The following is a 25,265-nucleotide window of genomic DNA, read 5'->3' as shown; positions in this document are numbered from 1 at the left end:
ATTTTGTTGTTAATTGTCGCTTAGTCTTCGATCAAACGAGCGTAAGTCGACAAACTGCCCAGTTCTATTATGAATTCCATCATGTCTGATCGGAACCAGGATTCCTCGACTTCCACCGGTGCGCCAGTGTCGGTGTAACTCACGCCTGCAACGCGCATGATTGGAGACCCAGTAGCCACGTCCAGTATCGCAGCGAGGTTCTCGTCTGCAATTTCAGCCCTAAGGGCTTGGTGTGCAGCAGTTACGTTCAGGCCAAATCGATCTGCAAGTACGCGATAGACAGAACCTTCGACGTCACTCTGGGTTAGCGAGCTGCAAATCTTTTCAGGAACCCAGATTTTTTCGAGCACGACGGGTTCGTTGTCAGCGAAACGAACACGCTCGAAGTGGAAAATCATATCACTTTCCGCAATGTCGAGTTGCTCGGCAATTCTCGGAGACGGTTTGCTTAAGGAAAACGAAATTACCTTGGTACTTACAGTTTTACCTGCTGCCTCCAGGATGTTCGTTGTGCTCTTAACATCGGACATGTCGCGTGTGACTGGCTGCGTTTCATCCGGGCGCATTAGGCCCTTGGGATTGACGAAACTGCCGACGCCTTGCTGCCTTCGTATGAAGCCTTCATTGACGAGTTTGGCGAGTGCTAGGCGGACGGTCATACGACTAACGCCATATGTTTTTGAGATCTGATCTTCGGTCGGAAAGGGATCATTTGCTTTCAATTCGCCATTGGCGATCTTGAGACGAAAAATCTCACCCAGTTGATAAACAAGCGGGACGCCGCTTTTCACGAGTCGGTTCGACATGTTCATCTTATCTCCCGCTATCGGTTGAAAAACGATAGATGGTTGTTGCTTCGTAGCGCTCGCCAGGTCTCAACGTGGTTGTCGGAAAGGACGGTTGGTTTGGAGAGTCAGGCAGATGGCGCGGCTCAAGCGTAAAAGCATCTCCTTGTCTATACTGCCTTCCACTTGCCCCAATCAGACTTCCATTGAGAAAATTACCCGAGTAGAATGCAAGGCTGGGTTCAGTGGTTTGAACATCAAGTATTCGACCAGTCACAGGGTCATAAGCACGAGCCACGACGCGCAGGTTCTTGCTGCCATCAAGGACAAAACTGCAGTCATAGCCTTTTGCAAATTTTGTGAGCGGATGTCCACTCCGTATCCGAGCGCCGATTGTGTGGGGGGTTCTGAAGTCGAGCGGTGTTTCGACCACATCAAGAATACGGCCGGTTGGAATGAGCTCGTCATCGACCTCGATTACCTTGTCGGCATTGACTGTGAGGACGTGGCCTTCAACCGTGCCGCTTCCTTCGCCACCAAGATTGAAATAGGAGTGATTTGTCAGATTCAGCACTGTTGGCTTGTCTGTTATAGCCTCGTAGTCAATCTGAAACTCATTGTCGTTCGTGACGCTATACGTTACAGAGACATCAAGTTTTCCAGGATATCCTTCATCGCCGTCCGGGCTACTATAAGTCAATTTTGCCGAAGATTCCGACAAGACCTCCACGCTCCAGATTTTCTTATCAAAACCTTGAGCTCCTCCTGCGATGTGGTTGCGACCGTTATTCGCAGACAATGAGTACTCAACACCATCGAGCGCAAATCTTGCCTTGGCGATGCGGCCACTAAAACGGCCAACTAGCGCTCCGAAATACGGGTGGTCGCGATGATATTCGGCTTCTGTTGCGAAACTCATCACAACGTTGGCCGCATGTCCTGACCTGTCGGGCGTTATGATCGATTTAACGCAACCGCCGATATCTAAAAATTCCACGGATAAGCCGCTGCGGCCTTGCAGTTTGTAAAGCATTGTTCACCTCTTCGCCGCCTCTTACTGAGGCGTACTTTTATTATGTCATTATGTTGTTATAACAAATGGGTGATTGCAAGAGAAAAATTTTAAAAACTGCTTTTTTTTAACCTGATGAAAGGTGGGTGGTCGCGGAGGTGTCTCTATCAAGTACTGAATTTACAAAGGCAGCGCATAAGCTCCCGAAAAGATAGAGAATCGAAAGCTGGCGCGTGCTCTTCCTACGTGTAATTGCGTCTGGCCTTAGGCAAAATGATGCGTTGCAAGCCTAACCAATGACAGACGTGCAGTGCAGTTTCTTCACGAAAGTTTAGCACGACCCTTGAAGGACCAAGTCAAATCGCGCCTTCTGTCATCCGACTCTGTGAAGGTCCGCTTTGATTTCGAAAGATTCCGTCCCAGAGGCAGGGTCCCAATTATGTTGAAAGGCACTCGGACTGCGGAGCAAGTTGAAGTCGTCATCGGATGATCCAATCCTTGCTTCTAAAAAAGATATCACCACATCACGTCCCCACCATTTGGTGAAAGGCTCTGTCCGATCATAAAGGCGGCTTCATCGCTGGCAAGGTAAAGATAGGCTGAAGCGATTTCGTCGACGCTTCCGAGGCGTCTGATTGGCAACTGGGATATTTTCCATTCCTTCCATGCCGGGTCGCTCGAGTGCCACATTTGGGTATCGGTCGGCCCGGGGCAGACGCAATTTACCGTTATGCCCTTCGCAGCGACTTCTTGGGCGAGCGAAACAGTGAGAGCAACGAGCGCAGCTTTGGACGCACAGTAAGCCGCTTGCCCGGGTGCAGGCTTATGAGCTAGCTGCGATGCTGTATTGATGATGCGGCCATAACCGCGCTCCAACATGTGGGGAAGCACGGCTTGGATGGCGTGCAGCGTGCCATAAATATTTACCTCAAAGACACGCCGCCATTCTTGCAGGGATACCTGTTGAAGTTCAGTGGCAGATGTGCCGGTCCCGGCATTGTTGATCAGGATGTCGATATGACCAAGTGTTTGCAATGCGCCGTCGACTGCATGTCTGACCGATTTTGCATCGGATACATCGCATACGATACGATCTAAGGATAAACCCTGCACAAGTTCGGACGGTTCGAAAAGGTCTGCCACGCAGATCCTGAAGCCGGACTGCTCAAACAGGTTTCCTACAGCTGCGCCGATTCCCGATTTCCCACCAAAGATGAGCGCTGTTCGTTGGCGGTTTGCTCGCATTATCAATGCTCCATCCGCGCGCGCGGCAGGAACCGCCCATAACCGGGTTCGCCGCAATACTTGCTATTTTCGACGATAACTTTCCCCCGGAGCAGCACAGAAATCACTTTTCCCCGGACGTCTATCCCTTCATAGGCGGAATAATCCACAGCATGGTGCAGCTCGTCATTGCGGATCGTGCGTCGAGCGTTGGCGTCGAAGAGCACTAGATCAGCATCGCAGCCGACTGCGATCGTACCCTTCCTAGGTGATAGTCCGAAAGTTCGCGCCGGTCTTGAGGCTACGAGGTCGACAAATTGCTCTATAGTGATGCGACCCTCAACCACACCTTGATAGAGCATAATGAAACGCTCTTCGATTCCTGGAAGACCATTGGGAATTTTTGTGAAGTCGCCGCGCCCACCCTGCTTCTGATCGTGAAAACGCGTCGAGGAATGGTCAGATGACACAGTTTCGAGAATGTTGTGGCGTAACGCCAGCCAGAGTGCTTCCTGATCCGCCCTTGTGCGAGCCGGTGGAGAGAACACGTATTTCGCGCCTTCAAAATTGGGTCGATCAAGGTGATCTTTCGTCAGATAGAGGTAGTGGGTGCAGGTCTCTGCAAGCACCGGGGCGCCACGCAGTTTGCCACGTACCACCTCGTCAAGGGCCTCGGCGCAGGTGACGTGAACGATGTAGAGCGGAGCCCCCGTCATCTCCGCCAGCGCGACAGCACGGGCGGTCGCTTCTGCTTCTGCTCTGGCGGGGCGACTAGCGGCGTGGTATTTAGGCTCTGTTTTTCCCTCTCGCAAAAGTTGTTGCTGCAGAAAATGAACGGCATCGCCGTTTTCGGCATGTACCATAACCATCGCACCGCAGTTCCTTGCTACATCCATGGCCGTGATCAGCGCATGGTCGTCCACCATGGCGCCGCCCTTTCCGGACATGAACAGCTTGAAGCTGGTGATGCCTTTATCTGGAAGTGTCGCTAGCTCGTTCGCGATCTCGGCATTAAAATCCGGGATCAGCATGTGGTAGCCATAGTCAATCGCTGCCTTGCCTTCGGCCTTGGTATTCCAGTTAGCTATACCCTGCGCGAGCGTGCCGCCAGGAGTCTGCTGGCAGAAGTCGATAAGGGACGTCGTTCCGCCGCAGGCTGCGGCGATCGTGCCGGACCGGAAATCATCTGCGGTCATCATGTCGAGCGAAGGCGCGTCGAGATGGGTATGAACATCGACGCCGCCCGGCAGCACCAGCAGCCCCTCTGCAGATATAGTCCGTCGCGCCGCGGGCAGCATGCCTCCAATCTGCACAATCTGGCCGCGATTGATTGCAAGGTCGGCCACGAAAGTCCCTGCGTTGGTCGCAATCGTGCCGTCGACAATAATAAGATCTATCATACGCCTGTTCTTTATGCAGAATGATGTGCTATTAAGAGAACATAATATTGCGGCCTCTCTCGGTCAACGGCTTTTGGATGACATAAGCAGAAAAGCTGTGTTAGGCGTCATGCTTCACTTAAGGTTTTCATCATGAAGTCTCCCCGCCCTACCGTGACACCCATGCAAGAGCCATCGTCACAGGCACCCGAGAAACTCAGCCACGACGGTACCCATTGGACGGTGACATCCGGAGTTGGCGAAGGCGGCAAACCGGGCTTGGGCTTAGTGCCGGCCTTGGATAAGGCGATTGCAGTTATTGAATATCTCAATTGGCAGCCTGCCGAGGAGACAACGCTTGCAAATATTTCGTCGGCGCTGAAAATTACTAAAAGTCATTGCCATTCGATCCTTAAGACGCTGCAGGAACACGGTTGGCTAAGATTTGACGAGCGAGCGAAAACTTACGCTCTCCATCCCGGGCTTCTAGGAAGCGTATCAAAGCTGCTGTCCATACCGATGATCGACATCATTCGAACTGAAATTGCCGGCCTGGTGAATGCCATCGGTCTTCCATTCGTTCTGTCTCAGCCGATGCCCGATCAGACTTTCATGCTGATCGATAAATTCCACGATCCGATGCGTATGGAAGTCTCCTTGCCGATCGGCTTTCGCTACCCACGCGATGCCTCGGCTCAAATGCGTGCATATCTTGCCTGGTTGCCGGAGGAGAAAGTTCAGACGTGGTTCGATGACTGGACGCCAGTTCAGTATACCGCAGCGACGCTGACGACCCAGGATGAGGTGGTTGCCGAACTCCAAGCCAGCCGACAGCGGGGTTATGCGCGCAGCCGTGCCGAATTCACGGATGGGCTGATGGCTATTGCCCTGCCAATTTTCGGTAGGAGCGGGGACGTGGTGTTTATTATCAACTGCTCTGCGCCCATTGACGTCATGAGTGCTCTCGAGGTTGAGGTGTCGACCGCAATGCGGGTTGCAGTGGCGGAGATCCACCAGCAGACCCTGGCGCGTCTGCCTGAAAACTTCCGCCGCTAACTAAAGAATCCACGTCCACGTACCCACACGTCATAGCCATTCGCAGCGTTAGCGGCAGCCGCCCCATGGCATGGTAGCGGTCAATTTCGCATGTCTAAGAGCCGCGGCCATGCTGCCTGAACGTCTGAGAGGGTCAGAGCAATCATCAGAGTACCACTTGGGCAGCTAGTCTTGCACGCCCACGCGCTGCATACGGCATACGCAGCCATTCTAAAATTATCCTTGACAGAAATTCCCTGACCCGCTTCTATGATCGCCATACAGAACGGCATTCTGTATAAAGAACTTCAAAAAAGGGGAATGAAATGTCGATCACGAGTAAATACATCGGTTCATCGTCCCGCCTCCGCGCCAGTGGGCGAACGGTCTGCGCTGCCGCGATCTTGGCGCTAGGCCTCTCACAGGCGGCTGCAGAAGAGATCACTATCGCTACGGTGAACAACCAGGACATGGTGATCATGCAGGAGCTCTCCTCCGACTGGGAGCAGAAGACTGGCAACTCCATCAATTGGCTTGTGCTGGAAGAAAACGTGCTACGCCAGCGGGTCACAACCGACATTTCTACCGATGGCGGCCAGTTCGACGTTATCACACTTGGCTCCTACGAGGCGCCGATCTGGGGAAAGAACGGCTGGCTATTCCCTGTCGATGATCTCGGTGCTGACTATGACTACGCCGATATCTTCGAGACTGTACGCAAGGGCCTCTCTACCGAAGGGAAGCTTTTTGCCCTGCCATTCTACGCTGAAAGCTCGATGACCTACTATCGCCGCGACCTGTTTGAAAAAGCCGGGATTACGATGCCCGAACAGCCGACTTATGCGCAAATCGCCGAATTCGCCGCTAAGGTCCACGACCCCGCCAAGAAGGTTTACGGCCTTTGCCTTCGCGGTAAGCCGGGCTCGGGCGAGAACATGGTGCCGATCATGACCTCGGTCAACACCCATGGTGGCAAGTGGTTCGACATGGAATGGAAACCGCAGATCAACACCGAGGCCTGGCACAAGGCTGTAAATCTTTATGTCGACCTGCTCAAAAAATACGGCCCGCCGGGGGTGACATCCAACGGCTACAACGAGACGCGGGCGCTTTTCGCTGGTGGTAATTGCGGTATGTGGATTGATGCCACGGTCGCCGCGGGTTACCTCTTCGATCCGGCTGAAAGTAAAGTCGCTGCCACGGTCGGATTTACCAAGGCACCGATCGCTGATGTGCCAAACGGCGCCGCGCTGCAGTGGGCGTGGGCTCTCGCCATTCCCAAATCGTCAGGTAAGGCCGACGTTGCAAAAAGCTTTATGGCTTGGGCGACCTCGAAGGAATATATCCGGGCTGTGGGTGAGAAGAAGGGCTGGATAGTGATCCCGCCGGGTACTCGGCAGTCCACCTATGATCTTGCCGAGTACCAGAAGGTTGCGCCCTTCGCGAACTTCGTCAAGGACGCGATCCTGTCGGCGGACCCAACCAAGCCCAGCAAGGATCCTGTACCATATACGGGCATAACCTATGCTTCGATACCGGAATACCAGAGCATCGGTACAGAGGTCGGCCAGCAGATTGCAGCCGCACTCACCGGCCAGCAAACAGTGGATCAAGCGCTCGTGGGCGTCACGACACGAAAGTGTTGGATCTGTCCGACTTTTGAGAACGTATGGTGATCACGCTGCGAGGATAGATGTTTCGCGCCGCAATGGCCTGAGATCAACGCCGTCTGTTGGGGTCCAGATGTAATCGCCGGTGAGACTGATGTGCTGCCAGCCGAGTGGGGTAATGTGTTTGATGATGTCAAGCGGCGTGGGAATGCCATCTCGGTTGAGCTCGGCGAACGCCGGTTCAAGATAGAGTGTGTTCCAGTAGACGATGGCGTTGATTAGCAGGTTCAGTCCAGATGCTCGGTAGAACTGGCTCTCGAAAGTCCGGTCGCGCAATTCTCCGAGGCGATTGAAGAACAGTGCGCGGGCCAAGGTGTTCTGGGATTCGCTCTTGTTGAGGCCGGCCGTCGCGTTCCTGCGCATTTCGGGGTTCTGCCACCACTGGGGCAGAAAGATGGACCGATTGATGCGACCGAGATCGCGTAGCGCCAACGCCAGTCCGTTCTGGCGTGGGAATGCGGACAGCTTTGCCAACAGGGTCGAAGGCCGAACCTGCCCGGAACGGATCGTCGTGACCAGCCGCAGGATGTCGTTCCAGTTTGCCTTGATCCGCTCGACGTTGATGTGCTCGCCAACGAGCGGCGCCAGGTTTTCGGGAGGCGCGTCGCGCGGGAAAAGATAGAGCTTGCGATCCTTGAGACCGCGCAGCCGAGGCACAATCTGGAAACCAACGAGATGGCAAAGGGCGAAGCTCATATCGCTTACCCCGCCGGTATCGACATAGTGGGTTCCGATGGCGAGATCGCTGCCATGATAGAGCAGTCCATCGAGGACATAGATGGCTTCGCTCGCATTGGCATTCATGGCGATGATGTAGAAAGCGCCGTACTGGTCAGAGGTGAACCGGTAGAATTTGGCGCCGGGGTTGGGACCATAGCGGCCGTTGAGGTCGCCGATCGCCTCGGCGTGTCCGCCCGCCGGAAAATACTGGCCATCGGAGGATGACGTTGTTCCATCGCCCCACAAGCTTGCCAGAGGCAATTGCCTCTGGGCGTTGACGAGAATGGCGTGCGCGGCCGTGTAACCTTCCTCGCGAATATGCCAGTCGTGCGCCCAGGCGAGTTGGCGCATCGTAATGCCGGGGGAAACGTCCGCCATTCTCGTGAGACCGAGATTGATCCCGTCCGCCAGGATGGCGGTGAGGAGCGCAAGCTTGTTGTCGGCCGTCCGACCGCTGCGCAAATGGGTAAAGGCGTTCGAAAATTCCGTTCGGGCGTCAACCTCGAGCAAAAGGTCAGTGATGCGGATCGCAGGCAGACGGCTTTCCACCTTTAGCTTCAGCGACTTGGCGATGTCCGGAAACATAGCCTTGTGCGGCGTGACGCTAAACCCCGCCCCGGTCAGTTCTACATCGTCGAGCTCGCCGGCTGCGGCCAGACGCGAGAGGTCAGCCAGTCCATCGTTCAGCAGCTGGCGCTGTTGGCGAAGATACGTCTCGACATCGGTATCAACGGCGATTGGAAGCGGTCCTTCCTCACGCATCAGCTCGAATGTCGGCGTGGGAATGAGAAAGCTTTCGAAAGACTGGAAGCGTTTGGCTCCTTCCACCCAGACATCGCCCGCATCGAGCCGGCGCTTCAATTCGCTGAACAGGCAAAGCTCATAAGCCCTGCGATCAATCTTTCCATCTTTGAGTATGAGAGGCATCCAGCCCTTCGGCGCAAAGGAGATCGGTGCCTTGTCGGGTATGGTCCTTTTGCCCGTACGATATAGACCCGCGACCACGGATAGCGCCCGCAAGAGGTTCGCCGCCACTGCGTGACCGCGGAACACGAGAGTGGAGAGAAACTGTGGCGCCAGTTTCCTGATCGTCGGATAGCGCTGGAGCATTTCGATTTTACCGTCGATAACATCCGGCGCGATCAGCGTATCGACCGCCTGGACACTGGTTGTAAAAGCTGGCCATTGGATGACCAGATCAAGCGCTTTGGCCATGTCCTCACCCTTCTCTCTGGCCTTGATGATCGCATGGCAGACTTTTGAAACGTCCTTCAACGGCGTCTGCACTTCCCGAACGGATCGGGTGACGCGAGCAGCCGCCTGGTTATTGGCTCGCCGCGTCAGGATGCCCATGAGTTTCTTGAACATGTCGATCGCGCAATCGGTGAGATGGCGGGAAAGGTGGAGCACTGTTGCAGCCAGGACAGCATGTCGGCGTTCGGTGTTAAGGTCGCGCAGATGCTGCGCGCTCATTCGCGTCCCCTCTGCAGCAAATTCGTCAAAGACCTTGGCCGGAATGCGATCCATCAACGTCGTCGGCAGGTTCAGAGACCGGAGAAAGCGAATGCGCTCGGCAATTCTGTCGAGGTTGACGGCGGCTGGCGACAATGCTGGCGTTCTCGCCCAGGCAAGAATAGTCACGCTTGTCCCCTCACGCGGATCGAGAAGCTTGTCCAGATCGAGCTTTTGGCCTTCTGAGATCCCGCCGGCCAAGGCCCGATGAGCAATACGAATGCCGCGCCTGATCGCCACATGAATGATGGCTTCGAGCGCTGGCCGCGCTGGCAAGAGAATTCTCCTGCGTCGCAGTTCTTCCACGACCATATCCGCCAATACATCGGCGTGGCGCAGGGTTTGTGCGGCAGGTGTCAGCCAGCCTGTGAGTGCCCGCACGTCCGAAGGCACAAACGGACGCATCTGCATTCTGTCGAAAAGCAGGGCCAGATGCTCGCGCCGCGTCTGTGGGCGCTCGAAATAACGTTCGATCTCATGGTGATCGACGCCGATCTGCCGCGCCAGAAATCGTAAGACGCCAGCCGGCAGGACCTCGCCATCCGCAAGCGGTCGGCCAGGGTATCGTAGCGTGGCCAGAACACAGGCGAGGCCCAGTCTGTTCGAGGCCTTGTTCTGTCGCATGATCAGGTCGAGATCCGATCGATCCAGCGTGTAATGTTTGGCGATCTCCCTTTCGTTATCCGGGATGATCGTCGCCTGTTGCCACCATGCCTCGCTCAGTAATGCTCTTCGCACCATTCTCTGATCTTCCCGTTTCGCCGCGGAGAGTGCAGCGAAACGGAAAATGCGTGTCCGACAAACGAACGTTTCGCGGCATCCACAGTTCTTGTCCGCAAACCTTGTCATGAAACGGCAAATCGGACAAACCACGTCTCATGACCGCTATCGGCTATGCAAGGGTCTCCACCGGCGACCAGGACACCGCCCTGCAACTCGACGCTTTGCGCAAAGCAGGTTGTGAAAGGCTGTTCGAGGATAAGGCATCCGGCACGAAGACTGACCGACTCGGATTGGCGGAGGCGATCCGCTACGTTCGCGACGGCGACACGCTCACAGTCTGGAAGCTCGACCGCCTCGGCCGGTTGATGAAGCACCTCATCGAGATCATCACCGAACTGGAGGCCAAAGGCGTCGGCTTCCGATCCATCACCGAAAACATCGACACCACGACATCCGGCGGTCGCCTGGTCTTCCACCTGTTCGGCGCGCTGGCACAGTTCGAGCGCGATCTGATCCGGGAACGAACACGTGCCGGTCTGCAAGCCGCAGAGGAACGCGGCCGACGCGGTGGCCGACAAGTCGTCGTAACCCCGGACAAACTTGCCAAAGCCCGCCAGCATCTGGCGGCCGGTTTGAACGTCCGGGAAGCCGCGGCCCGCGTGAAAATCGGGAAAACCGCCCTCTACGAAGCTCTCAAGGCCGAAAAAGCAACGACATCCACGGTCAAACCAACCTGAGTTCCGGATACGTTCTTAAAAGTCGGACAGATTCGCCACTTTCGTGTCGTGAAGCCAGAGATGTCCACCCAGAATCTAAACTCGGCGACCATGGGAGGCACCGCGGTCGGCTCCCGTTCAAGAGATAAGGCAGATGAGTTCGCGTTCCAATTTGACATTCCAAGGGCACACGGCTCCCACGACGTCAGGTCTTGACCAAACTTTCCAACGGAATTTCGAGCGTCAGCGATAGGCCTTCACTCGTCCAATCCCTGGAGATCGCGCCGTTCAATCCTTGCAAGGCAGCTTTTTCCAAGGTCGTTCCGAAGCCTGCCCTTGTCGATACTTCGGGCGGTGGCGGAGAGCCTCTCTCGTCCCACCTCAAATGCAGAAGTTCTTCGGCCGCAGTAACATCGATGGTCAGGCGTCCCTCGGATGTCGATAGTGCACCGTACTTGGCGGCATTGGTGGTCAGTTCGTGCAAAAGTAGTGCAAGCGATGTGAGGGCGGTGCCTGTCAATGGCGCGTCCGAACCGGTGATCGTTATGCGAGAACCCTCTGCGTGATCATGCGGCGCCACGATCGCTTTCAGCAGTGCGGTGACCGTGGTCGCGATCTGGCCACCATCGTTGCCTGTCTCAAAGTCGGGTAATGTCAGTTCATGGGCTCGTGCCAGCGCATGCATACGAGACCGAAGATCGGTTTCAAGCTCGGCAACACTGGTGGCAGGCCGGGCACTCAGCGATATCAGCCCGGCAGCCAGGCTGAAGAGATTTTTGATGCGGTGGTTGATCTCGCGGAGCAGGATATCCTTGTGGCCGGCGGCATCTTTCAGCGCTTGGGCATGTTTTACGAGTTCGTCGCGTTGCGCTGCAAGCTGTTGCCGCTGGCGATAGAGCTCAAAAAAAACGTCAACCTTGCTGCGCAGAATATCCGGTTCGATCGGTTTCTGAATGAAATCGACGGCACCTGCCTCGTAACCGCGAAAGCGGCGATGCGCGTCGGTGGTGCCTGCGGTGACGAAGATGATCGGGATGCGTCGGGTTCGCTCATTGCCGCGCATCAACTCCGCAAGCTCGAACCCATTGAGACCCGGCATCTGCACGTCGACGAGCGCCAGAGCGACGTCGTTGTGCAGCAGAATTTCCAAAGCCTGATCGCCCGATTTTGCCTTGAGAATAAGAAGATCATTGCGACGAAGCAGCGCTTCCAGTGACAGGAGGTTTTCCTCAAGGTCATCGACCAGTAGAAACGGCACAGGCTCCATATTCGTCTTAAACCTCTCTTAAATATTCTGCGATCGCGTCGAGCGACAAGACACGGGCACTCGGACACAATTGAATGGCAGCTTCGGGCATTGCGGACGCGAACGCATCCGCTGGATCCTGGACAAGCGCCGCTCCCCCTGCGTCTACTACAGCCTGCAACCCCTTGGCGCCATCGCTGTTGGCGCCCGTGAGCACGATTGCGATCAAGGCCGGCCCGTAAGCGTCCGCGGCGCTCTCAAATAGAACGTCGATCGAGGGGCGGGAGAAGAGGACGGGCTCGTCGCTAGACAGTGCAAGGCTCCTATCGGCTTCAAGCAGTAGATGATAGTCCGGCGGCGCGAAATAGATCGTCCCGCCGGCGAGCGGCTCCTTGTCCTCGGCCTCACGCGCCGAAAGTTGGCACTTCGCCTGGAAAAGCTCGGCCATGACGCTACGTTTGTCCGGCGGAACGTGCACGACAACAATGATCGGTAATCGGAAGTCTCGCGGCAGAACCGGCAAAATCGCCGATAGTGCCTCAAGAGCGCCGGCTGACGCACCGATTACGATCGCTTCGGGATTTACCGACATCATTCACCCCGCCTCTGATAGATTTTCTCCTCTCGCACAAAGTCCGAGAAAGAACCACCTTGGTTCGAAAAGCGGAGACTCTCCTTGGAGCCAAGGCCGAGGAAACCCTTGCGAGCGAGAGAATCCTTGAACAGTCCAAGCGCTCGGTCCTGCAAGGGACGATCGAAGTAGATCATGACATTCCGGCAGGAGATCAGCTGCATCTCGGCAAACACAGCATCGGTGACGAGGCTGTGATCCGAAAACAGGACGTTGCGGCGCAGGGTGCTGTCGAAGACCACGCTGCCATAGGCGGCTTGGTAGTAATCGGACAGAGAGGATTTCCCCCCGGACTTTCGGTGGTTCTCGGTAAAAAGTTGAACCCGCTCCAAAGCATAGATACCTGCCTCGGCCGACTGCAGTGCCTCCTGATTGATATCGGTTGCGTAAAACAGCGTGCGGTCTTCCAGGCCCTCCTCGCGAAACAGGATAACCAGCGAGTACAACTCCTCACCTTCGCTGCATCCGGCAACCCAAACCTTGAGCGAAGGATAGGTTCGCAGATGCGGCACCACCTTCTCCCGGATCGCCTTGAAATAGCTCGGATCGCGAAACATCTCGCTGACCTGGACGGTAAGATACCGTAGGAGCTTCGGCAACATACCGGGATCGTGGAGCAGACTTTCCTGCATTGCCGAAAAGGTCTCGAACCCAAGCTGTTGGCGAGCCTGCTTGAGGCGTCGCTTTATCGAGGCCATCGCGTAGTTGCGGAAGTCGTAGTGGTATTTGAGGAACAAGGCCTCCAGCAGGAGGCGGATCTCGATGTCTTCGATCTTTTCCGGCGCGGGCGTCTCGCTCATTTCGGCATCCACACACGGACGAGCGACAATAGTTTTTCGACATCCAATGGTTTTGCCATATAGTCGTTGGCGCCGGCATCGATGCAACGCTGTTGATCATCGGGCATGGCCTTGGCAGTCAGCGTGATGATTGGCAGCTTCTTCCATGCCGGATTTTTACGAATCTCTCGCGTGGCGGTGAGGCCGTCCATGACGGGCATCATGACGTCCATGAGCACAAGATCGATCGCCGCGCTTGCCGCCGACGATGCGGTCTGGAGAGCATCAAGTGCCTCTTGGCCGTTACGCGCAATCTGAATGACAACACCGCGGGGCTCAAGGATGTTGGTGAGGGCATAGACATTGCGGACGTCATCTTCCACGACGAGAACGCGGCGGCCTTCAAGAAGCGAATCCCTGTTCTGGGCCTTGCGGATCATTTTCTGCTGTTCGTCCGGCAGTTCGGAAATCACCTTGTGAAGGAACAGGCTCACCTCGTCGAGCAGGCGCTCGGGCGACTTTGCTCCCTTGATGATGATCGATTTTGAATAGCGGCGAAGACGTTGTTCGTCGTCGGCCGAAAGGTCGCGTCCAGTGTAGACGATAACGGGTGGAAACGCGTAGGCGCTCTCGCGGCTCAGCGTTTCAAGCAGGGAATAGCCGGAGGCGTCCGGCAAGGATAGATCCAGCACCATGCAGTCGAAGGTCTGCTGCTTGAGCAGTTCCAGGCATTCGGCGGCGGTGCTGGCGGTGACAGTCTCGACATCGCCAGAACTCAGCAACCTTGCAACGGCATCGCGCTGCACCGGGTCGTCCTCGACGATGAGGATCCGATGTACGCCCTGGGACAGCTTGAACTCGAGCTTCTCCAGCACTTCGACCAGTTGCTCGCGCATGACGGGCTTGACGGCGTATCCGACTGCGCCAAGCGACAGAGCGGTCTCCGCATGATCGCTGCCCGAGACAATGTGAATTGGGATATGGCGCGTCTGCACATCGTGCTTGAGCCGGTCGAGGACGGCAAGCCCGGACTGATCCGGTAGACCGACATCGAGGATGATCGCGCTCGGCATATATTCCTTGGCGAGGTTCAAGGCTTCCTCGGCCGTTCCAGCGACCAGAGAGCGGAATCCCATCTCACGAGACAGATCACGGACGATGCCAGCAAATGATGCGTCGTCTTCGATGACCAAAAGCACGCGTTTCGCGTCGGTCAATGTATCACGATCATCCTCGACCTTCGACGCTGGTCTTGGGGTTACCGGTCGGGCCAGTTCCGACGACGGCCGCTCCGACTCAACGGCAGCGCTTGGGGGCGCGTCGCGCGGTGCGACTTTGGCTGGATCGTAGGCTGGCGGAATGGCGAGCGTGAAGGTACTGCCCTCGCCCGGCTGGCTTTCCAGTCCGAGAGAGCCGCCCAGGAGGCGCACGAGCTCACGGGAAATCGACAGTCCCAGACCGGTGCCCCCATACTTTCGACTGATCGTGCCGTCAGCCTGGTGGAACGCCTCGAAAACGCTTCGCTGCTGCTCCTTGGCGATGCCAATGCCAGTGTCTGACACGGAGAAGGCAACCTGACCGTCGGAAACCGATCGGATCGACAGTCTTACCCGGCCGGCTTCCGTGAATTTGATGGCGTTGGAAAGGAGGTTCTTCAGCACCTGTTCGAGGCGCTGCTGATCGGTCTCGATGGTCGCGGGGCAATCGGGGCCAATCTCGACCGAAAAATCAAGCTTCTTGTCGGCTGCCAAGGGTTGAAAGACTTGCCGCAGGTTGCCGGCCAGTTGCTCGACCGTTACCACTTCGGGCCGTATGTCGACATGGCCAGCTTCGATCTTGGACAGATCGAGAATATCGTTGATCAGGTTCAGAAGATCGTTGCCTGAAGACTGGATCGTCTGTGCGAACTTGACCTGCTCGGCGGTGAGATTTTCGTTCGGGTTGTCGGCGAGCAGCTTCGCAAGGATCAGCGAGGAATTGAGCGGCGTGCGCAGTTCGTGCGACATGTTGGCGAGGAAGTCAGACTTGTATCGGCTTGCTTGCTCAAGCTCCCGCGCCTTGAGCTGAACAGAAGCGTTTGACCGTTCAAGATCATCCTTATGAACCTCCAGCGCTTGGGCTTGCTCTTCGAGCTGTGAATTTGTCTGCTCAAGTTCAACCTGTTGCTGTTCAAGGCGCGCCTGCGACTCCTTCAGCGCCCGGCCCTGCTCCTCCAGCTCTTCATTCGATACGCGCAGCTCCTCGCTCTGGGTCTGCAGCTCCTCCGACTGACGTTGCGTTTCTTCGAGCAGATTCTGAAGCTCACTGCGATAAATTCCGGACCGCACGGCGATGGCGACGGCTTCCGAAGCGCGTTCCAGGAGCGTGACGATGCGTTCGTCGATCGGACGCAGAAAGCCCAGCTCGATGACGGAATTGACAGTGCCGTCGACGCGTCCCGGCAGGATGACCAGATGCTTCGGCTTATCCCGTCCAAGAGCGGAGCCGAAGGCGAGATAGCCATCTGGCACCTCGCCCACCATCATTGCTCTACCTTCAGCAGCAGCTTGCCCCAAAAGACCTTCTCTGGCTTTGAACCGCATCGGGACGCTAGCGTCATCCGGAATGCCGTAGACGGCAGCGCGCTGATAGTGATCGCCGGCGCCGGTGAATACGGCTCCCGCGACAGCGCCGACATAGCGCGTCAGGAAGTCGAGGATGCTATTGCCGAGCTGTTCCATCGGTTGATCGCCCAACAAAGCGCCGGACAAGCCGACTTCTCCGGACTGAAGCCATTCTTCTCGTCTCCGAGCCATAGTGGCCCTGCGCATCAACAAGCCAATCGCCACTGTTAGTCCGATGCCGAGCAGCCCCGCTAGAAGCGTACTGAGAAGTGCTCTCTGCTGTGCAGCGTTCATTTCGGCGAGCCGCTGCACCCGAACCTCTGTTTGTCCCTGCGCCAAGGCGGAGATTTGAGCGCGGATAGCATCCATCTCGAGCTTCCCGCGGTCGGAGTTGACGACGGCAAGTGCCGCCTCCAGCCCTGCCGTGCGGCGAAGTTCGATCGTCTCGTTAAGTTCGGAAAGTTTGCCATCGACATGCTGCCGGAGCGCAGTCAGTCGCGGGCTCTGTCCGATATTGGACCCACTTAACTGCGCGATTTTATCGAGTTGCGTCGGGATTGCTCGTAGCGCCGCATTGTAGGGTGCCAGATAACTTTCGTTATTGGTCAGCAGGAAACCCCGCTGTCCGGTTTCAGCATCCTGCAGATGAGAAAGCAGCTCGTCCAGCGCGACGATGGCGACATGCGTCTGGACAACCTTCTCATTGCCATCGCGCAAAGCCTGCAGGTTGAAATTGGCAACAAACCCGCTGATTAGGAAGAAGATTATCGCGCCTAAAAGGCCAAGGGCAACGCCGGGATCGAGACCGAGGTTTCGGCGTGACGGATCGGGCGCAGCGCTTTTCTTCATAGGTGATTCTCGTTTTCAGGGTGGGCGGGAAGGGATCAGCAAGCGATTAGAAATGATCGTTCCTGTGAAGAGCATGCCATTGTGGGTGTCAACTGGAAAAGACCGCCACGCGCGATCACCTGCCATAAACCCCGGAGCGATAAGTCTGAGCAGCTGGAAGATAACACTCCATGGCCAGAAGACGCTCTTAAAATCCCTTATGACTTTGGGCCCCCTATCGGCGAGCAAGGTGTGGGTTTTTTGGAAAGTCATGGACTACGGCTGCAGCGGTTTTGTGATTGTTTGCCTGCCGTTCGCTTAGATGTAACAGACGTGGCGGCCATGGCCGCCGCAGACTACTTGCAGCTTGGTGATCAGTCCGCCACGGCTGCGTCCGATACATCGGGGTAGAGCCCCTTTTAAGCAGACTGGCAGCGGTGCGATTCGCTTTAAGATGGGTTGCATCGATCATCAGATTGTCTGGTTCCCCGCCTTGAGCTGCCAGTTATGCAAGGATGCGATTGAACACACCAGGCCGGATCCACCGGATGAAGCGATTGTAGATGGTTTTGTGCGGGCCATAGTCTGCAGGGGCATCCCCCCATCGAAGGCCATTGCGGATCACGAACAGGGTGCCGCTCAAAACCCGTCGATCGCTACTCGCGGCACCCCGTGCGACAACGGGAAATAAGGCTCAATCCGGCGCATCTGTTCCGAAGTCATCATCAGCAAGTGAGACAAGGCAGTATCCTCCTGCAACCTTGAATCATCTCCTTGAAGTCAACTCAAAGATTAATACGTCCTGACCCCAGGTGGCGATCAGCGAAATCCGGTATTACTGTTGATCGGCGGGGTTATGCAGGATCGTTCGCAGGGCCGACGACATCGGGAAATTGAGATTGATTCCGTTGGGTGGAATTGGTGACATGAACCAGCGATCGTACGTGTCCTTGATTTCATCTCCTTGGAAAATCTGACGCAATGCCGCGTTGACATCTTCCCTGAAAGTATTGTCGCCCTTCCTGAACATCAGGCCGTAGGGTTCCGGAGCCATGAGAGAGTCGTCTGAAAGGTTATATTTCTCCGGAGCTCCGGAGTTTGCTATGGTTACTGCCAGCAGAATGCTATCCATGACATAGGCCGATGCCCTCCCCTCGGTCACCATCGCAAAAGCGGTCGGCTGGTCGCTACTTGGCACAACCGCGATGTGGAGATTTCGGCTGCGGTTGATGCTATTGAGATAACCGATATTGTTTGTGGCCACCGGCGAAGTCACCGTTCGACCAGCGAGATCTTCAATTCTATGTAGGTTACTCGCCTTGAGAGAAACGAACTGGGTCGCCGTCAAAAAATGAGCATAGGAAAATGCCACGCTCTTTCGACGTTCGGCGGTGTTCGTGGTCGAAACACACTCGATATCAATCGTCCCGTCCATGACCTTTGCAAACCGGTTCGCCGCTGAGCGTGGCTCGTATTCGATCTTCAGGTCTGGCCGAGTATACTTTTGCCTCAAGCTGTCGACAATTCGCAAACATAAATCGATCGAGTAACCGATCGGCTTACCAGACGCGTCCAGAAACGAGAAAGGTGCGTCATCTGTCGAATATCCTATCCGGATGATCCCGGTTTGCAGAATTCTATCGAGTATCGGAGAATTTTCTGCAAAAGCCCCCTTTCCGGTAAAAGCAACCAGAACGAATACCAACAGAAGTCTCAGGCGTCTCGTCTTCAACATATTCAATGTCCCCCTCAAAGTAGAAAAGACGTCAATCCTTATACTCCACTGGATCAGCATAAGCCTTCTTCAGGACCCCAGACATCGGAAGATTGAGGTTCATGCCCGACGGCGGGATCGGTGATGTGAACCATTTCGCGTAGATAGCATCCATCTCAGGGCTCATGAACAGTTTACGCAGACTGTCGTTGACGACCGTTTTGAACGCCTCGTCGTCTTTCCGAAGCATCAGGCCGTAAGGCTCTGGCTTGCTCAGCATATCCTCGGACAGCAAATATTTTGACGGATCATCCGACTGGGCGATCATGGCAGCAAGTAGGATACCGTCCATCACGAAAGCATGCGCCCGCTCGGACACGACCAGATTGAAGGCCTCCTCATTGGTCTTGGTCGCTATCACCGCTATGCTGAGCTTCTTCTCACGGTTGATAGTATTGAGTTGATCGATATTCACCGTACCCGACGCCGACGTCACTGTTCGACCGGTAAGATCCTCGATTGACGTGATGCTGTCGCTTCGGCGCGTCACAAACTGGGTAGCGGTCAGAAAGTCAGGATAGGAAAATTCAACTGTTTTGCGCCGTTCGGCATTGTTGGTGGTTGCCGCGCACTCGATATCGATCGTCCCGTTCTTGACGAGGATGAAACGTGTCGCCGGCGTTGCAAGAACATATTCTAATTTGAGATCTTCTCGTTTGAGGTGCTTGCCAATATCCGCCGCAACATGCTGGCAAAGGTCCATCGAGAACCCGATGATGTCTCCGGACGGCGTCTTGTACGAAAACGGAGGTTCGGTCTGGCGATAGCCTAAAGTAATGACACCGCTCCTTGCGATCTTGTCGAGCGTGGCTTCGCCAGCCAGCGCGTTAGCAGTTGCCACGCAAGCAAGTGTCAGGGCGGTCAGTGCGGTACCAATGCTGCGCATGCAAAATCCTCGCTTTTTCCTATGAAATTTTTGACCGCGAATCCGGACGTGTTTCGCTGCTATGGATGCCGGGAACGACAGAAGGAGACGGTCGGCCGAAGTGGTATCCCTGCCCTTGCGTGCAGCCGGAGAGCCTGAGGATTTCAGCCTGGGCCTCGTTTTCCACCCCTTCGGCAGTCACTGTGATGTCTAATTGCCGCGTCAAGGCAATGACCGCTGCGACGACTGTCGCCGACGGAGCGTCGTGTGGCAACCCGGAGACGAAGGCGCGGTCGATCTTTAATTTCTTGAACGGCACGCGCAGAAGCGAGATGAGCGATGCATAACCTGTCCCGAAATCGTCGAGGACGATGGAAACTCCGGCCTTAGCCAAGGCAGTCAATGCGGCTATACTGACTTCATCTTCCAGGACGAGGCTTTCAGTCACTTCAAGTTCCAAGCGCTCTGGTTCCAACCCGGACACGCTCAGCATCCTGAGGACGTCTGGTGCGAAATCCGGCTCGCGCAACTGGAGGGCGGAAATATTGACTGCCACCTTAATATGCTTCTCCCACCTCATCGCCTCGGCACAAGCAGTTTGCAGAACCCAATTTCCCAGTTCGGTTATGGAACCCGTCTCCTCCGCCAAGGAGATAAATCGGTCCGGCGCAACCAGCCCTAACTTGGGATGGCGCCAGCGGATCAATGCCTCGAATGCACAGGTGGCCCCACTGCTGAAGTCGACGATGGGCTGAAAGTGCAGCTCGAACTCCTGCTTTTGTATCGCGGTTCGAAGTTCGATTGCTAAGGCATGCTGCCCTTGAACAGCCATGTCCATGCCCTCCTCGAAGAAGGCAAATGTGCCGCGCCCTTTGGACTTGGCGCGGTAAAGCCCGAGGTCGGCATTTTGCAGAACCTGGTCTGCGGACACCCCGTGGACAGGCATGGAGGCGATGCCGATGCTGGTCCCGATTTTTACCTGTTGGTTGCCGATCGCAAGCGGCTGCGAGAGACTTTCGATCAACTGCTTGGCAAGAGCTTCTGCTTCCGGGCGATAGTTAGCCCTTACCCGCTGAATTATCGCAAACTCGTCGCCGCCAAGACGAGCCGCGACGTCATCGACCTCGATCAAGGACCGGATACGGTCTGCAGTCTCAATCAAAAGCGCATCGCCAGCGCCATGGCCAAGCGTGTCGTTGACGGCTTTGAACCGGTCCAGATCGAGAAGAAGAATATTAGATCCGCCTTGCATGGCAGAACACCTTGCTACAGCATCGTCGAGACGTTTCATCAGCAAAGCGCGGTTCGGCAGGCCGGTTAGGGCGTCGTGGTGAGCCATATGCTCCATTTGTATCGCCATGTCTCGGATCTCGCGCAGGCGTGCGCGCTCCACAACCGCCTCCCGCAAGGTTTCAATCGCAACCGCAAGGTCGCCGATCTCATCTGCGCGATTTTGAAAGGGCGTCACGATATCGGTGTCTTCGCGGGCTACCCGCAAAGTCGCGTGGACGAGCTGGGGGAACGGTTTAAAAAGGCGACGCGCAATGGAGGTCACGGTAAAGCCTGTCAGGCAGAGAATGCCGAAAAACACGATAAGGGAATTACGAATGAGAGCTTCCTGAGCGCGACGAAGCTCGTCTGCCCTGCCGATGCTCGTGGCAACCGCTCCCATCAGTCGGCCGGCGCCGTCGGATATAGGCAGCAAGCCGACGTAGTGCATCGTCCCGCCAATCGAGGCAAAGCCTGTTGTCAGCTGTTGGTCATCGGCCAGCTTCGAGAAAATGTCTCCCGTAACGGTAATGTTTTCAGGGTTTTCGGTGCCGGTGAATGACGAGGCAATGGGAAGGAACGTCTTTGTCTGGCTGTCATAGCTGAACAGCCACGCATTGTTCGTGGTCTGCGCTGAAATGGATGCCAGTACGTCAACGGGGCTGAAGCCTGTCAACAGAACGGACGCATCGTCACCGACAGGTTGGGAGGAGACGATGCGGGCGATCCGGCCATTGGCATCGACAGTGGCTGAAACGTAAGTATAGACGCTACGGAGTGCGGCGCTGGCGATCTGTATGTTGATTTTCGCTTGGGTCTCGCGTTGTTCACGGGCGGCGGACACGAACATTGTCAGACCAAGCATCGCTCCGACGCCATAGGCAAAGATTACACCAACCAGAAGCACGAGGGTGATTTTCGCCCCAAGCGACCGCCGCCACTGGCGAACAACAAGCGACAATTTCTGGATGCGCGGCCGATTGCGCAACGGGGATAACACAGCAACCGGTATTGCATGCGCGGAATCCCTGGTCATCAATATCTATCAGCTCCATCATCAAAACGCAGGACTATGGAAGACCGGCAAAAGCAACTTGCACGATTTACTATGGTGGATCAGATCGCTTGAAGACTGATTAACGGTGGGCGGCGAGACACGCGAAAACGGCATTTGTCCTTAGGGCGTAGTGACGATTTAAGGTTTTGATCTTCCCAAAGGTGTCCAAATCACATTCCAGACTGACTGATCTTCTCGGGCGGCCTCGACGGCACAATCGTGCTCCATCTGGCCGCAAAATATCATCGGGACGTCACAGCGTTTCCGATCAGCACTCAAAATTCCACAGATCTGGAATATGCGCGGCGTTTTTGCGCCGAGCGCGGCATTCCGCATATCGTGACGGAATTTCAAAGTGGACAGAACAAACGCAACATTCGCAATTCAATCTTCAGCGGAGAGTTCTTCGAGCCCGTCGACATCTCGGATATGCTAACAAATGGCATCCGTTTATGCCGGGGTCCGGGCGAATGGCTTTAAGATTGCGCTGTCGGGAGATGGAAGCGATGAGATTTTTGCGCGATATGGTCTATTCAAAACGGCCAAAGATCCCTACGCTCTCTCGACCTACAGGCTGAATAATCTCTTCCGTACGGATCTTCAGCGTACCGATCGCAGCAGTATGGCAAGCTCGATCCAGTGCCGGTTCCCATTCCTAGATCGATGGCTTATCGAGTTCGCCATGGCTTTCCCCTTCGATTTGAAGGTCAGGACCGGCGTTGAGAAGTTCGTACTCCGCGAAGCATTCCGGGGTGATATTCCGGACTATATGATTGACCGTCCTAAGATTAGAATACCGGAAGGGATTGGGATCCACGACCAAATATTTCGTGCGCTCACCGATGCCACTCGCCCTTCTGATATACTGCTCCCAGACAATATCGACGGTCCTCAAATTCGCAACGCGTTGGCGATGTTTCTCTAATTCGGGTACAATGCGCCTACCGAACGACACAAGAAAGTCGGCACTGACTATTTCGATGGCGGCAACTTTAATTTCGATGAATTTAGCGAACAGAGGAGCAGCGAATGGACACTCAGACAATTCTTACGTTTTGCTTGGCTTTCTTCGTATTCGCCGCGAGCCCAGGCCCGGACAACCTTACGATTTTTTCCAAAACTGTCTCCAACGGCCCGGCGCACGGAATTGCGTATGGTGTTGGGGTCGTTTGCAGCATCTTTCTGTTCGTCATCTTCGCGGCAATTGGCTTCAATGCAATTGCCCAATACATGAACGAGAAGCTGCGATTCATTCAGTATGTGGGTGCCATGTATCTGATCTACACAGGCGTTATGATGTGGAGATCGAAACCGGACATTAAGCCCCGGGTGATGCGCGGCGGCTTGGTATGGCTCTTCTTAACCGGGTTTCTTTTGAACATATCCAACCCCAAGATGCCAATCTTCTACCTCGCGCTCCTACCGGGAGTTCTCGGCATTCGGCCACTAACAGTGTCTGACACACTGGAATTGCTGGCGATCATCGCGCTCATCGAGGTCGTGGTCGTAGGTGGGCACGTGTATCTGGGACAGAGGGCAAAATCCGCTCTTACCGATCCGAAGAAGCTCGGCGTGTTGAACCGTGGCGCTGGGGCGCTCATGATTGGCGCTGGCGTGCTGGTTGCAAGTCGCTAATAACATCAGGAGCATCAAGGCTTTTGTGCCTAGTGGGACCAAAGGTCGTCGTGGTCCGCGCACCGACGACCGGGATTTCCTTGATGCGTTATTATGGATGGCCGTTCGGGCGGACGCTGGCGCGACCTGCCGGCGCGGCTGGGGGACTATCGCTCGGTGAAACGGCGCTATTACCGCTGGATCGAGATGGGCGTACTTGACCAGATGCTTTCGGGTTCTGGCGCGCGAAGCTGACCTGGAATGGCTGATGATCGACAGCACCGGCGAAAAGGGCGCAGATGCCCAGGACTTCACCTTCTCGTATGACAGACATAGAGAACACCGTGGAAACATCGGCACGCTCGAACGCAGCCGATGGCGCGAGCTTTAATAGATGCCGCGACACCTCCGATCGCTCAAGGCCCACCCGCATAGCCAGTTCGCCGACATCCAGCTCTTCCTCCGACAATAGGAAGAGTATCTGGAGGAGGTTCGGGTCTCAGTTGCCCACTCCAAACCAATGGCATGGACATCGTTCTGGCCACGGCAGAGCCCTTTGCAGGGATTTCGGGCATTGCCACCTCCTGTTCGAGTTATGTCAGGCCTCTCTATCCAGAACCGTCGATCGGAATTCCAGGTCCGGCAGGGCGCTCCGGTGGCTCATTCAGATTGAACAGCCTCCTGCACAGGCTATCGAAATCCGCGTTCCGGTTCGGCGCACATGTAGATTGCGAGCGCTGCCCGGGTTGGTGCCTCAGGTGATTGCCCCACTCCACACCATGGACTATTAGTCATATCGTAGGAAGAATGCTCATTATCGCGTGGCAGTAAAGGGAGACTTCTGGGGAGAGCTAGTTGCGAAAGAGGATCAGGCTGCATCAGGTCCGCGTGGGAATGTTTGTCGAGGAGCTGGAAGGGACAGCTCTCGACCCTGCGAAACCGCATGGGCGGTTTCTGATTAAATCCTCGCTGGATCTCGATCGCATGATGGCAAGCCATGCTATCAGCGTCGTCATTGACACACAGAAGGGCATCGACACCGATACCGCGTTCCCTCCCGAGGGGCTGAACCCCGCCGCCTTTCAAGCCCATCTGCATAGCTTTTTCTCAGGCGAGCAAATTGCCTTGGCGCAAAGGGCTATTGAGGAGACGCGACCCTATGTTCGAAACGTCCTCGTCCAGGCGCAGCTTCATCACGCCTTTCAATTCGATTCCGCCTGTCTAGCCGTCGAAAAGGTCATGTCCGACGCCATGTCGACGACAAGTGCATTGATCGGCGTTGCCAAGCTGAAGGACAAGGATGAAGGGACTTTTCTTCATTCGCTGGCCGTCAGCGCGTTGATGATCACATTCGGCCGAAACCTTGGACTGAACGAGGAGAAGATCCGCCTACTCGGCCTTGGAGGGCTTGTTCACGATCTCGGAAAGATGGTGTTACCGGTGGAACTGTTGCGCAAGCCCGGCAAACTCACGGCCGATGAACTGGCGCTAGTCCGCACTCATCCGCAACGCGGCTACGAAATGTTGAAGAAAGAGCCCTACGTTTCAAACGCCGTCCTTGAGATATGTCTTTCCCACCACGAGAAATTCGACGGTTCTGGCTATCCACATGGATTGGCGGGAAACGATATTCCGCTTGTCGCCCGGATCGCCGCTATCTGCGATGTCTATGAGGCATTGACGACTGTGCGGCCATACAAGCGGGCCTGGACGCAGGCGGAGGCAATTGACACGATGATACATTCAACCGGGCATTTCGACCCGGATCTGCTGAAGGCCTTCGTTTCCAGAATGGTTATCAGCGGCACGATCCACTGAGAGGC

20 protein-coding genes and 2 pseudogenes are annotated in these 25,265 nt (G+C 55.7%); 9 read left to right on the top strand and 13 right to left on the bottom strand.

Going from position 1 to position 25,265, the window contains the following annotated elements:
• Nucleotides 1-20: 20 nt before the first annotated feature.
• The 4 genes from FS819_RS26520 to hydA all read right to left on the bottom strand — a co-directional run bounded on the left by FS819_RS26520 (nucleotide 21) and on the right by hydA (nucleotide 4,421).
• On the bottom strand, nucleotides 21-812 hold the full coding sequence (locus FS819_RS26520; protein WP_034948757.1) for a GntR family transcriptional regulator: 792 nt from the start codon (nucleotides 810-812) through the stop codon (nucleotides 21-23).
• Nucleotide 813: 1 nt separating this feature from the next.
• Nucleotides 814-1,818, bottom strand: a complete 1,005-nt coding sequence (locus FS819_RS26515) for an aldose epimerase family protein (protein ID WP_156551586.1) — start codon at nucleotides 1,816-1,818, stop codon at nucleotides 814-816.
• A 495-nt stretch (nucleotides 1,819-2,313) separates the two neighbouring features.
• On the bottom strand, nucleotides 2,314-3,042 hold the full coding sequence (locus FS819_RS26510) for an SDR family NAD(P)-dependent oxidoreductase (RefSeq protein WP_156551587.1): 729 nt from the start codon (nucleotides 3,040-3,042) through the stop codon (nucleotides 2,314-2,316).
• Nucleotides 3,043-3,044: 2 nt separating this feature from the next.
• The gene (hydA, locus tag FS819_RS26505) at nucleotides 3,045-4,421 is read right to left on the bottom strand and encodes a dihydropyrimidinase (RefSeq protein WP_156551588.1); all 1,377 of its coding nucleotides are present in this window, start codon (nucleotides 4,419-4,421) and stop codon (nucleotides 3,045-3,047) included.
• 132 nt (nucleotides 4,422-4,553) lie between these two features.
• On the opposite strand from hydA, the gene FS819_RS26500 reads away from it, so the two are divergent.
• Both FS819_RS26500 and FS819_RS26495 read left to right on the top strand, forming a co-directional pair.
• A complete protein-coding gene (locus tag FS819_RS26500) occupies nucleotides 4,554-5,456 on the top strand; it encodes an IclR family transcriptional regulator (RefSeq protein WP_156551589.1) in 903 nt (300 codons plus the stop codon).
• 305 nt (nucleotides 5,457-5,761) lie between these two features.
• On the top strand, nucleotides 5,762-7,111 hold the full coding sequence (locus FS819_RS26495; protein ID WP_156551590.1) for an ABC transporter substrate-binding protein: 1,350 nt from the start codon (nucleotides 5,762-5,764) through the stop codon (nucleotides 7,109-7,111).
• Here the strand turns inward: FS819_RS26495 and FS819_RS26490 are convergent, their stop codons facing one another.
• Nucleotides 7,112-10,078 (bottom strand): Tn3 family transposase, encoded by a 2,967-nt coding sequence (locus tag FS819_RS26490; RefSeq protein WP_070167330.1) that lies wholly within the window; start codon nucleotides 10,076-10,078, stop codon nucleotides 7,112-7,114.
• Nucleotides 10,079-10,215: 137 nt separating this feature from the next.
• Between FS819_RS26490 and FS819_RS26485 the strand changes: the two genes are divergently transcribed.
• Nucleotides 10,216-10,797, top strand: coding sequence for a recombinase family protein (locus FS819_RS26485; RefSeq protein ID WP_060716698.1), 582 nt, complete (start codon nucleotides 10,216-10,218; stop codon nucleotides 10,795-10,797).
• 184 nt (nucleotides 10,798-10,981) lie between these two features.
• Here the strand turns inward: FS819_RS26485 and FS819_RS26480 are convergent, their stop codons facing one another.
• From FS819_RS26480 to FS819_RS26445, 8 genes and pseudogenes are all read right to left on the bottom strand, one after another.
• Nucleotides 10,982-12,043, bottom strand: coding sequence for a response regulator (locus FS819_RS26480; RefSeq protein WP_060716663.1), 1,062 nt, complete (start codon nucleotides 12,041-12,043; stop codon nucleotides 10,982-10,984).
• A gap of 7 nt (nucleotides 12,044-12,050) precedes the next feature.
• Nucleotides 12,051-12,617, bottom strand: coding sequence for a chemotaxis protein CheB (locus tag FS819_RS26475; protein WP_234625147.1), 567 nt, complete (start codon nucleotides 12,615-12,617; stop codon nucleotides 12,051-12,053).
• Entirely contained in the window at nucleotides 12,614-13,453 is an 840-nt protein-coding gene (locus FS819_RS26470) for a CheR family methyltransferase (RefSeq protein WP_060716664.1), read from the bottom strand. Before FS819_RS26470 ends, FS819_RS26475 begins: the two co-directional genes overlap by 4 nt.
• Nucleotides 13,450-16,884 carry a response regulator gene (locus FS819_RS26465; protein WP_060716665.1) on the bottom strand — a complete coding sequence of 1,145 codons (3,435 nt, stop codon included), beginning with the start codon at nucleotides 16,882-16,884 and terminating at the stop codon, nucleotides 13,450-13,452. Before FS819_RS26465 ends, FS819_RS26470 begins: the two co-directional genes overlap by 4 nt.
• Before the next feature lie 484 nt (nucleotides 16,885-17,368).
• Nucleotides 17,369-17,521 (bottom strand): annotated as a pseudogene (locus tag FS819_RS26460) (transposase); the annotation flags it as partial.
• Nucleotides 17,522-17,698: 177 nt separating this feature from the next.
• Nucleotides 17,699-18,568, bottom strand: a complete 870-nt coding sequence (locus FS819_RS26455; protein ID WP_234823941.1) for an amino acid ABC transporter substrate-binding protein — start codon at nucleotides 18,566-18,568, stop codon at nucleotides 17,699-17,701.
• A 61-nt stretch (nucleotides 18,569-18,629) separates the two neighbouring features.
• The gene (locus FS819_RS26450) at nucleotides 18,630-19,514 is read right to left on the bottom strand and encodes an amino acid ABC transporter substrate-binding protein (RefSeq protein WP_234625150.1); all 885 of its coding nucleotides are present in this window, start codon (nucleotides 19,512-19,514) and stop codon (nucleotides 18,630-18,632) included.
• Nucleotides 19,515-19,542: 28 nt separating this feature from the next.
• Entirely contained in the window at nucleotides 19,543-21,621 is a 2,079-nt protein-coding gene (locus FS819_RS26445) for a putative bifunctional diguanylate cyclase/phosphodiesterase (protein WP_234625146.1), read from the bottom strand.
• 426 nt (nucleotides 21,622-22,047) lie between these two features.
• On the opposite strand from FS819_RS26445, the gene FS819_RS26440 reads away from it, so the two are divergent.
• From FS819_RS26440 to FS819_RS26415, 6 genes and pseudogenes are all read left to right on the top strand, one after another.
• Complete coding sequence (locus FS819_RS26440; RefSeq protein WP_060716669.1) at nucleotides 22,048-22,308, top strand: class I SAM-dependent methyltransferase; 261 nt, start codon at nucleotides 22,048-22,050, stop codon at nucleotides 22,306-22,308.
• Entirely contained in the window at nucleotides 22,268-22,753 is a 486-nt protein-coding gene (locus FS819_RS26435) for an asparagine synthase C-terminal domain-containing protein (RefSeq protein ID WP_060716670.1), read from the top strand. Before FS819_RS26440 ends, FS819_RS26435 begins: the two co-directional genes overlap by 41 nt.
• Before the next feature lie 104 nt (nucleotides 22,754-22,857).
• Nucleotides 22,858-23,463: a LysE family translocator gene (locus FS819_RS26430; protein WP_060716671.1), complete on the top strand. Its 606-nt coding sequence runs from the start codon at nucleotides 22,858-22,860 to the stop codon at nucleotides 23,461-23,463.
• Nucleotides 23,438-23,725: pseudogene (locus FS819_RS26425) on the top strand (transposase); the annotation flags it as partial. The gene FS819_RS26430 and the pseudogene FS819_RS26425, both read left to right, overlap by 26 nt.
• Complete coding sequence (locus FS819_RS26420; protein WP_267967346.1) at nucleotides 23,711-23,833, top strand: hypothetical protein; 123 nt, start codon at nucleotides 23,711-23,713, stop codon at nucleotides 23,831-23,833. The pseudogene FS819_RS26425 and the gene FS819_RS26420, both read left to right, overlap by 15 nt.
• A gap of 464 nt (nucleotides 23,834-24,297) precedes the next feature.
• Nucleotides 24,298-25,260 carry an HD-GYP domain-containing protein gene (locus FS819_RS26415; RefSeq protein WP_060716672.1) on the top strand — a complete coding sequence of 321 codons (963 nt, stop codon included), beginning with the start codon at nucleotides 24,298-24,300 and terminating at the stop codon, nucleotides 25,258-25,260.
• The last annotated feature ends 5 nt before the right edge of the window (nucleotides 25,261-25,265 follow it).

The sequence above is a fragment of the Allorhizobium sp. Av2 genome, from assembly GCF_021462805.2.
In the GTDB taxonomy this organism is placed as follows: Bacteria; Pseudomonadota; Alphaproteobacteria; order Rhizobiales; family Rhizobiaceae; genus Allorhizobium; species Allorhizobium vitis_G.
This window is presented reverse-complemented; position numbering and strand designations above follow the sequence as displayed.

Excerpts from the sequence above, each read along its gene's own strand:
- FS819_RS26510 (WP_156551587.1), bottom strand. The coding sequence starts at position 3,042 with ATGCGAGCAAACCGCCAACGAACAGCGCTCATCTTTGGTGGGAAATCG.
- FS819_RS26475 (WP_234625147.1), bottom strand. The coding sequence starts at position 12,617 with ATGATGTCGGTAAATCCCGAAGCGATCGTAATCGGTGCGTCAGCCGGC.
- FS819_RS26470 (WP_060716664.1), bottom strand. The coding sequence starts at position 13,453 with ATGAGCGAGACGCCCGCGCCGGAAAAGATCGAAGACATCGAGATCCGC.
- hydA (WP_156551588.1), bottom strand. The coding sequence starts at position 4,421 with ATGATAGATCTTATTATTGTCGACGGCACGATTGCGACCAACGCAGGG.
- FS819_RS26515 (WP_156551586.1), bottom strand. The coding sequence starts at position 1,818 with ATGCTTTACAAACTGCAAGGCCGCAGCGGCTTATCCGTGGAATTTTTA.
- FS819_RS26480 (WP_060716663.1), bottom strand. The coding sequence starts at position 12,043 with ATGGAGCCTGTGCCGTTTCTACTGGTCGATGACCTTGAGGAAAACCTC.
- FS819_RS26435 (WP_060716670.1), top strand. The coding sequence starts at position 22,268 with ATGGCATCCGTTTATGCCGGGGTCCGGGCGAATGGCTTTAAGATTGCG.
- FS819_RS26430 (WP_060716671.1), top strand. The coding sequence starts at position 22,858 with ATGGACACTCAGACAATTCTTACGTTTTGCTTGGCTTTCTTCGTATTC.
- FS819_RS26500 (WP_156551589.1), top strand. The coding sequence starts at position 4,554 with ATGAAGTCTCCCCGCCCTACCGTGACACCCATGCAAGAGCCATCGTCA.
- FS819_RS26520 (WP_034948757.1), bottom strand. The coding sequence starts at position 812 with ATGAACATGTCGAACCGACTCGTGAAAAGCGGCGTCCCGCTTGTTTAT.
- FS819_RS26420 (WP_267967346.1), top strand. The coding sequence starts at position 23,711 with ATGATCGACAGCACCGGCGAAAAGGGCGCAGATGCCCAGGACTTCACC.
- FS819_RS26490 (WP_070167330.1), bottom strand. The coding sequence starts at position 10,078 with ATGGTGCGAAGAGCATTACTGAGCGAGGCATGGTGGCAACAGGCGACG.
- FS819_RS26485 (WP_060716698.1), top strand. The coding sequence starts at position 10,216 with ATGACCGCTATCGGCTATGCAAGGGTCTCCACCGGCGACCAGGACACC.
- FS819_RS26465 (WP_060716665.1), bottom strand. The coding sequence starts at position 16,884 with ATGAAGAAAAGCGCTGCGCCCGATCCGTCACGCCGAAACCTCGGTCTC.
- FS819_RS26495 (WP_156551590.1), top strand. The coding sequence starts at position 5,762 with ATGTCGATCACGAGTAAATACATCGGTTCATCGTCCCGCCTCCGCGCC.
- FS819_RS26445 (WP_234625146.1), bottom strand. The coding sequence starts at position 21,621 with ATGTTCGTGTCCGCCGCCCGTGAACAACGCGAGACCCAAGCGAAAATC.